Below are 8,374 nucleotides of genomic sequence, written 5' to 3' on the forward strand. Positions count from 1 at the left end.
CCGGCGCTGCAGCCGCATTTATGCAGGCGGAGCTCGCACTGGGAGGACAGCGTGAAGACGAAGAAGCTTATCAATGCCGGCGCAGATGCCGTCGATGAAATGCTGCAAGGGGTGTTGGCGGCGCATCCGCGCCACCTCTACGCAGTGGGGGACATGCCCCGGGCGATCATTGCCAGAAACGGGCCACGCAAGGGCAAGGTCGGCTTGGTCATCGGCGGCGGATCCGGGCACGAACCGACATTTCTGGGGTTTGTCGGCAAGGGGCTCGCAGACGCGGCCGCGATCGGCAACGTCTTCGCCTCGCCACCGCCCGATCCGATCATCGCCTGCGCCAAGGCGGTCGATGGCGGCACCGGCGTCCTATTCATGTATGGCAATTATGCCGGCGACGTGATGAACTTCGACATGGCAGCCGAGATGCTGGCGCTTGACGAGATCGAGGTCCGCACCGTGCTTACCACGGATGACGTGGCGTCCGCGCCTGCCGATCAGCGGGACAGGCGACGGGGCGTGGCGGGCAACGTCTTCATCTTCAAGTCCGCCGGCGCAGCCTGCGATCTTCTCTACTCGTTTGACGATGTCGAGCGTGTCGCCCGCCATGCCAATGCGCGAACCTACACGATGGGCGTCGCGCTTTCCCCCTGTTCGCTGCCCCAGACCCTCCGGCCGAACTTCCTGATCGGCGAAGGGGAGATGGAGATCGGAATGGGCATTCATGGAGAGCCTGGCGTGGCGCGTGAGCCGCTGAGGCCGGCCGACGCGGTGAGCGACGAACTCATGGACAGCATTCTTCGCGAAATGAAAGCAGACCGGGGCGATCGTGTCGCCGTGCTCGTCAATTCGCTGGGTTCGACGCCGCTGATGGAACTCTACATCATGATGCGGCGCGTGAAGTCCCGGCTCGACGATGCCGGGCTCGTCATCCATACGTCGCTCGTCGGAAACTACTGCACCTCTCTCGAAATGGCAGGTGCGTCGATCACGGTCATGCATCTCGACGACGAGCTTCAGCGATTGATCGACCACCCCTGTGATTGCGCGATGTTTGTGAGGTAATCGATGACGTTTACGACCGAAGACCTGCAGCGCATGTTTGCCGGGATTGCCGAGGATATTGCGGCAGAGAGCGACCATCTCTGCGCGTTGGACGGCGCCATCGGCGATGGGGATCACGGCCTTGCCATGGATGCAGGCTGCCAGGCCGCGGCGAAAGCGGTCGGCGAGCTCGACGCCGGGATCGCCCCAACAACCGCATTCAACGTCGCGGCTAAGGCCTTCCTGAATGCGGTCGGCGCTTCGTCCGGCCCGCTCTACGCCACGGCCTTCATGCGCGCCGGAGCAGCCGCCAAAGACAAGCAGACATTGAGTGATGACGATTTCCTGCGTGTCTTTGCGGCAATGGCGCAGGGAATCCAGGAACGTGGAAAGGCCGAACCCGGTGAAAAGACGATGGTTGACGCCTGGAGGCCTGCGGCCGACGCAGCACTCGATGCCTGGCAGTCGGGAAAGCCCCTCCCCCAATGCTTCGAGGCGGCCGAGCGGGCAGCGCGGTCAGGCTGTGAAACGACCAGCAAGATGACGGCGACCAAGGGACGGGCTTCGCGATTGGGGGACCGCGTGATCGGGCACATCGATCCCGGCGCCGCGTCCGCAGTCATCATCATCGCCGCGATGGCCAAATTTGGTCAGCATCACGATGGTTAGCTCATCATACCAGTTGACATGTCAATGACTATCTGCAACAAGGGGCCCGGCTTTACAAGAGGAGGACGGTAATGCTGACCCTTTCTGCGAAATTGAAGACTGCGAGCATCGTTGCGATCGCCGTGGCGTCGCTATCGGCCACGCCGGTTCTTGCGGAAGACATCACGCTTTGGACCCTCAACTTCGACAACAATGCTGCCAACACGGCTCTGAAAAAGGTGGCGACGGACTTCGAAGCGGCAAACCCCGGAACGCATGTCGAGATCGTTCAGCGCGCCGTCGACGAGCATAAGACCGCCTTGCGCGTCGCTGCTGGCTCCGACAAGGGACCTGACATTTATTTCAGCTGGGCGGGCCTCGGCCTCGGCGGCGAGTATGTGAAGGCCGGTCTGTCCCTGCCCCTCGACAGATACTATGCCGAGTATAAGTGGAGCGACGAATTGCTGCCCTCGGCAGCGGCTTTCGCCGACCTCTATCCCGGCGGCAAGCACGGCGTCCCCTTCACCTTCAAGGGTGAGGCCGTCTATTACAACAAGAAGCTTTTCGAACAGGCCGGCATCAAGGAAGAGCCCAAGACCTACGAGGAATTCCTTGCCGCGGCCGATAAGCTGAAGGCTGCCGGCATTCCCGCCTTCACCTTCGGCGGCACGGTCAACTGGCACGTCATGCGTCTCATGGACGTCATCCTTGAAACGAAGTGCGGTGCTGAAAAGCACGATGCGCTGAAGGCGATGACGCTGGACTGGACCAAGGAACCCTGCGCGACGGATTCATTCGCGGAGTTTGCGAAGTGGACGAAGGACTATACGCTGCAGCCGTTCATGGGCATCGACAACAAACAGTCCTACAGCCTCTTCACCGCGGGTCGTGCAGCGATGATGCTCGAAGGCGACTGGCTGGTCAGCCAGCTTAACGGCTCCGGCGCCAATCTCGACGACTACGGGATTTTCCCCTTCCCGACCAACACCGATCGTCTCTACGGTTTCGCCGAGTACAACTACATCAGCACCAAGAGCAAGAGCCCTGATGTAGCGGCGAAGTTCCTCGACTACTTCCTCTCGACGAAGGTCCAGCAGGACCTGCTCGGCCAGCTGAGTTCAACCTCCGTCAACAAGAACGTCCAATATGCCAACCAGAAGCCGCTCGAGGCGGAATGGCTGGGGATCTTCCAGAAATACGGCAAGGTCTACATGAACGGCGACCAGGCGTTCCCGCTCGACGTCACGACGGAGTACTTCCGGGTCATCAACGATGTTGCTTCCGGCAACACCGAGCCGGCCGATGCGGCCAAGCAGTTGCAGAGCTTTATCGCAAGCCGAACCTGATTCCTCCCGAGGTGCCAGTCGATCGACCAGTTGTCGATCGACCGGCACATTCTTTCATCAGCTGGCAGCCGCTTCACTGCCAGGAGGAAAGCATGTCACTTCGACAATCGACACATGATCCGCGCGTCCAAGCGCTCATCCTGCTCGTGCCAGCCCTGGCGATCTATGCCGTCTTTGCCCTCTATCCGATGCTCAATGTCGTCATCCTGAGCTTCCAGAAATGGAACGGGCTGGACCCGCAGCGGCAATTTGTAGGGCTTGCAAACTACTCGGCGATTTTCACGAAGGATCCGGTCTTCTGGGTTGCGTTCCGCAATACCGTGATCTGGACCTTGATGAGCCTGATCTTCCCGCCGATGATCGGACTGCTGCTGGCGCTGAGCCTCAATCAGAAGATATTCGGCCGAAATGGCCTCAGGGCCATCTTCTATCTGCCTGTTATCATCGCGCCGATTGCCGTCGCCACCATGTGGAAGTGGATGTACGATCCGTTCTTCGGCCTTTTCAGCCAGTTGCTCACCTCGTGGGGCATGCAGGGCTGGATCAATGACTGGCTGGGCAACAGGGATATCGCCCTTTATTCGGTCTTCGTCGCCTATCTCTGGCAGACGGTCGGCTTCTCGATGGTCCTGTTTCTGGCGGGCCTGCAGAATGTCTCTCAGACGCTTGTCGAGGCAGCGCGCATCGATGGCGCCGGCCGCTGGAAGGTGTTCAAGCATGTGACATTGCCGGCCTTGCGCCCGACGATCACGATCGTTCTCGTTCTTTCCGTCATCTCCTCCCTGAAGGCTTTCGACATCGTCTACGGTCTGACGGGTGGCGGACCGGCGCAGTCTACCCAGATGCTGGCGCTCTGGGCGTTCACGCAGGCGATGCAGATCTTCGATTTCGGACGAGGTGCGGCGATTTCGGTCGTGCTGCTGCTGATCACCATGGCCGTCGTCATTCCCTATCTGAAATGGACCCAGAAGCACGAGGAGGTTGAATCGTGACAGCAGTACCGACCGACCAGACCGCAGTGCATTTGCAGGTCGAACCATCATCGATGAAGCGGGATCCCATTCTGATCGGTCTCTGGATCACGCTTGTTATCGTGGCGCTCGTCTGGGTCGCGCCATTCGTCTTCATCGTCTTCACCTCCTTGAAGACGCCGGCAGCGGTGACCGGCACGGGCGCCTTCGTGCCGCCAACCGAGCTGGCTTTCGAAAACTACAGCGCTGCATGGAGCCGCGGCAACTTCGCAAACTCCTTCTTCAACAGCGTCATCATAACGGTCATCAAGGTGCCGCTCGGGCTGTTCCTTTCGGCGATGGCCGCCTATGCCCTTGCCAAGATCAAGCTGAAGATCACCAAGGCCCTGCTGCTGCTTGTCGTGTTCGGCACGATGATCCCCTTCCAGGTGATGCTTGCGCCGCTCTTTACCCTGGTGAATTCACTCGGCCTGATCGACACCTACCCCGGCGTCATCCTTCCCTACATCGCCTTCGGCGTTCCCTATCAGGTTTTCATCCTGCACGGTTTCTTCAAGAGCATTCCCAAGGAGCTGTCGGAAGCAGCACTGATCGACGGTGCAAGCCACTTCATCATCTTCAGACGGATCTTTCTGCCGGTGTGCCTGCCCGTGCTCGCCGCACTGCTCATCCTCGACTTCGTCTCCACCTGGAACGAATTCGCCATGGCGCTGGTGCTGCTCCAGGACCAGCACATGTGGACCTTACCGCTCGGCCTGATGTCGTTTCAGGGGCAGTTCTCGAGCAATTACGGCCAGCTCAATGCCGCCATCGTGATGACCGTCCTGCCGGCGACGATCGTCTATCTCATCTTCCAGCGTTACTTCGTCTCTGGCCTGACATCCGGCGCCGTCAAAGGCTAGGGCCACGAAAAGCATTCCACGAGGAGAATATTCTATGTCTGATGCAACGGTCGAAAAATGGGGCGTGTTCGAGGCCTCCTTTGATGGACCCTCCAGCGGCAATCCCTATCTCGACGTGGCATTCGATGCCGTGTTCACCCATAAGAGCCGCGCAGTCCGCGTGCCGGGCTTCTATGACGGCAACGGAACTTACCGCATCCGCTTCATGCCGGACATCGAAGGCGAATGGTCGTTTCTGACCCGTTCCAGGACTGCTGCACTCGACGGCAAGACCGGCGCATTGACTGCGACCGAGCCTTCGGCCGGCAATCACGGCCCGGTTCGCGTGCGCAACAAATTCCACTTCGCCTATGCCGACGGCACCCCGTTCCTGTCCTTCGGGACGACCTGCTACGCCTGGACGCACCAGCCGCTCGACATGCAGAAGCAGACCCTCGAAACCCTCAAGAAGGCCCGCTTCAACAAGATGCGGATGGGCGTGTTTCCGAAGGATTATCCCTACAACGTCAACGAGCCGCTGCACGCCTGCTTCGAACGCGGCGCGGACGGAAAGGAAGACTTCGATCGTCCGAACCCCGCCTCGTTCCGGCACTTCGAGAAGCAGGTCGCAGCGCTCTGCCAGCTGGGGATCGAAGCCGATATCATCATTTTCCACCCCTACGACCGGTGGGGCTATGCCGACATGTCGGCGAAGCAGGATTTTCGCTATGTCGAGTATCTGGCCGCTCGTCTCGCTGCCTACCGGAATGTCTGGTGGTCGCTTGCCAATGAATATGATTTCCTCATCGATACGAAGCCGATGGAGCAGTGGGATCGCTACTTCCACATCCTGGAGGAAAACGACCCCTACCAGCACCTGCGCTCCATCCATAACGGCGACGTGACGGCGAATTTCGATCATCGCAAGCCATGGGTCACGCACACCTGCATTCAAAACCCTGACGTCAAGCGGACCCAGGAATGGCGCGATGCCTACGGCAAGCCTGTCGTCAACGACGAGCCGGAATATGAGGGCGACATCCTGCAGTCATGGGGCAACCTCAATGCGCAGGAACTCGTGCATCGCTTCTGGATCACCATGGCGCGTGGCGGCTATGCCGGTCATGGGGAAACCTATTCTCATCCCGAGGACCTGATCTGGTGGGCCAAGGGCGGGGAACTGCGCGGCGAAGCGTGGAAGCGCATCGCCTTCCTCCGCGACCTCCTGGAAGCCGATGTCAAACACGGCCTCGAGCCGCTCGGCATCATCGGTGAGTGGCCCTGGTCCCGCGTGTCGGGCGCGCGCGACGGCGACGGCGATTTCCGTTTGATCTATTTCGGCGAGCATCAGCCGGTGATCTGGTCGACGGGCCTGCCGGTCGATAGCGATGACTACGATGTCGATCTCATCGACACCTGGGAGATGACGATCACGCCGGTCGAAAAGGTGGCGGCTCCCGTTCCGCATCCGACGCGCCATGGCTCGGTCGTGCGCGGCGGCAAGCCGGACGCGGCCTTCGGCGTGAAAATTCCGCGCAAGCCATTCCAGGCGCTGCGTGTGCGCAGGAAACGTTGAAGGATAGATCCATGTCTGGCTTGAGCATCAGAAACGTCAAGAAATCCTTCGGCACGGTCGACATCATTCATGGTGTCGACGTCGAGATCGCCGACGGTGAATTTACCATTCTCGTCGGCCCCTCCGGCTGCGGCAAGTCGACATTGCTGCGCATGATTGCCGGGCTCGAGGATATCACCGCCGGCCAGATCAGCATCGATGGTCGGGTCGTGAACAATCTGCAGCCGAAGGATCGCGATATCGCGATGGTCTTCCAGAACTATGCATTGTACCCGCAGATGACGGTCTCCCAGAACATGGGATTTGCGCTCGAGCTCGCCGGGGTCAAGCGGCCGGAAATCGAACAGAAGGTCGGTGAGGCTGCAGCAATTCTCGGATTGCAGCCGCTTCTCGATCGAAAGCCGGCGCAGCTGTCGGGCGGACAGCGGCAGCGCGTCGCCATGGGCCGCGCCATTGTTCGAGATCCGAAAGTCTTTCTCTTCGACGAGCCGCTTTCCAATCTGGATGCGAAACTGCGGGTGAAGATGAGGGCGGAGATCAAGGCTCTGCACCAACGCCTGAAGACCACGATCGTTTACGTCACCCACGACCAGATCGAAGCCATGACCATGGCTGACAAGATCGTCGTGCTCCACGGCGGTCGCGTCGAACAGATCGGTAGCCCGCTCGAGCTCTATGACCGACCACGCAATATCTTTGTCGCCGGCTTCCTCGGCTCCCCCGCGATGAACTTTCTCGAGGGAACCCTTGAGGGCGCAGGCAACCCGGTATTGTCGCTGCCGGGTGGGTCGCGCGTAACGCTTTCGCGGGCTCCAGCCAATTCCGCCAACAGACCGCTGACGCTGGGCATTCGCCCCGAAGACATCACCTTCGGTGGCGAAAACGGTGTGGATGCCGTGGTCAAGGTGGTCGAACCCACGGGATCGGAAACCCATGTCGCGGTGGAGCTCGAAGGCAGGGAGCTGACATGGGTCGTTCGTGAACGTGTCGAGCTGGTGCCGGAACAGCCGGTGAAGCTTTCTTTCGAAACGGCCAAGGTTCACTTCTTCGACCGGCAGACGCAGCAGCGCCTGAACGCCTGAAGACGAAAGGCCTGGAGCAAGTCCGTCGAACGCGGAACCGGAATGTGACGGCATGCGGAGTTCTTGATCACTCCTCGCCTTCGCAGCGAATTGGCGACTTGTAATCTCTGATCTCGCCGATAGGCTGTACCTCCAAAACGAGGTAGCCAAGGCATGCACATTCGAAGAGCCGTCTCCGCCGACGCGGAGGAGCTGAGCAGTCTCTTGAACGAAATCATTCTTGCCGGCGGAACAACCGCACTCGAGACGCCGCTTTCGGCTGCCGAGTTCGCGGACTGGTTCATCGACGGCGAGTTTCCTCTGACCTGCCATGTTGCCGAGCGCGATCAGTCGCTTGTCGGCTTTCAGTCGCTGAGCTTATACGGCGATCCGCCGAAAGGCTTCGCCGACATCGCAACCTTTGCCCGCTTGAACCCAAGAACCCCCGGCGTTGGCAGCGCTCTCTTCCCCGCAACCCGAGCCGCAGCGGAAGAATTCGGGCTCGAATTCATCAATGCCACCATTCGCGCCGACAATTTCAGCGGCCTTGGCTATTACGCAAAGATGGGCTTCGAGACATATGACCGGTTGGTCCAGGTTCCGCTTCAGGACGGGGCGTCGGTCGATAGGATCAAGAAGCGTTTCAGAGTAGGCGCCAGACACCACACGATACCCGACGCCTGAAACGTGTTCGACTGCGCTGAGGCCACACTTTAATGTACGGCGATAGTACGTGGGGCAAAATCCATGGCGGCGTTTTGGTGAGCGGTCATAGAAGTGTGCATAACCGCGCGCTTTGAGAAGTGATTGCTAGTCTGGGGATTCTCAAGCCGGGGCAAATCATGATTCGATTCTG

The 8,374-nt window shown here is 59.9% G+C and carries 8 protein-coding genes; all 8 read left to right on the top strand.

Annotated elements, in window-relative coordinates; genetic code table 11:
• Positions 1-51 precede the first annotated feature (51 nt).
• Positions 52-1,056: a dihydroxyacetone kinase subunit DhaK gene (locus ACM5SV_RS03130; protein WP_419425036.1), complete on the top strand. Its 1,005-nt coding sequence runs from the start codon at positions 52-54 to the stop codon at positions 1,054-1,056.
• A gap of 3 nt (positions 1,057-1,059) precedes the next feature.
• On the top strand, positions 1,060-1,704 hold the full coding sequence (dhaL, locus tag ACM5SV_RS03135) for a dihydroxyacetone kinase subunit DhaL (RefSeq protein ID WP_419425037.1): 645 nt from the start codon (positions 1,060-1,062) through the stop codon (positions 1,702-1,704).
• 71 nt (positions 1,705-1,775) lie between these two features.
• Positions 1,776-3,029 (top strand): ABC transporter substrate-binding protein, encoded by a 1,254-nt coding sequence (locus ACM5SV_RS03140; protein WP_419425038.1) that lies wholly within the window; start codon positions 1,776-1,778, stop codon positions 3,027-3,029.
• 92 nt (positions 3,030-3,121) lie between these two features.
• Positions 3,122-4,021: a carbohydrate ABC transporter permease gene (locus ACM5SV_RS03145; RefSeq protein WP_003562299.1), complete on the top strand. Its 900-nt coding sequence runs from the start codon at positions 3,122-3,124 to the stop codon at positions 4,019-4,021.
• Positions 4,018-4,902: a carbohydrate ABC transporter permease gene (locus tag ACM5SV_RS03150; RefSeq protein WP_012755221.1), complete on the top strand. Its 885-nt coding sequence runs from the start codon at positions 4,018-4,020 to the stop codon at positions 4,900-4,902. The genes ACM5SV_RS03145 and ACM5SV_RS03150 overlap by 4 nt, the downstream gene beginning before the upstream one ends.
• 34 nt (positions 4,903-4,936) lie before the next feature.
• Positions 4,937-6,457 carry a DUF5060 domain-containing protein gene (locus tag ACM5SV_RS03155; protein ID WP_003562301.1) on the top strand — a complete coding sequence of 507 codons (1,521 nt, stop codon included), beginning with the start codon at positions 4,937-4,939 and terminating at the stop codon, positions 6,455-6,457.
• A gap of 11 nt (positions 6,458-6,468) precedes the next feature.
• Positions 6,469-7,539: an ABC transporter ATP-binding protein gene (locus ACM5SV_RS03160; protein ID WP_017996057.1), complete on the top strand. Its 1,071-nt coding sequence runs from the start codon at positions 6,469-6,471 to the stop codon at positions 7,537-7,539.
• A gap of 153 nt (positions 7,540-7,692) precedes the next feature.
• Positions 7,693-8,202 (top strand): N-acetyltransferase family protein, encoded by a 510-nt coding sequence (locus ACM5SV_RS03165; RefSeq protein ID WP_419425039.1) that lies wholly within the window; start codon positions 7,693-7,695, stop codon positions 8,200-8,202.
• Positions 8,203-8,374 lie beyond the last annotated feature (172 nt).

Source organism: Rhizobium sp. CRRU65 (assembly GCF_048551595.1).
Lineage (GTDB): Bacteria > Pseudomonadota > Alphaproteobacteria > Rhizobiales > Rhizobiaceae > Rhizobium > Rhizobium leguminosarum_J.

Excerpts from the sequence above, each read along its gene's own strand:
- ACM5SV_RS03145 (WP_003562299.1), top strand. The coding sequence starts at position 3,122 with ATGTCACTTCGACAATCGACACATGATCCGCGCGTCCAAGCGCTCATC.
- ACM5SV_RS03165 (WP_419425039.1), top strand. The coding sequence starts at position 7,693 with ATGCACATTCGAAGAGCCGTCTCCGCCGACGCGGAGGAGCTGAGCAGT.
- ACM5SV_RS03160 (WP_017996057.1), top strand. The coding sequence starts at position 6,469 with ATGTCTGGCTTGAGCATCAGAAACGTCAAGAAATCCTTCGGCACGGTC.
- ACM5SV_RS03155 (WP_003562301.1), top strand. The coding sequence starts at position 4,937 with ATGTCTGATGCAACGGTCGAAAAATGGGGCGTGTTCGAGGCCTCCTTT.
- ACM5SV_RS03140 (WP_419425038.1), top strand. The coding sequence starts at position 1,776 with ATGCTGACCCTTTCTGCGAAATTGAAGACTGCGAGCATCGTTGCGATC.
- dhaL (WP_419425037.1), top strand. The coding sequence starts at position 1,060 with ATGACGTTTACGACCGAAGACCTGCAGCGCATGTTTGCCGGGATTGCC.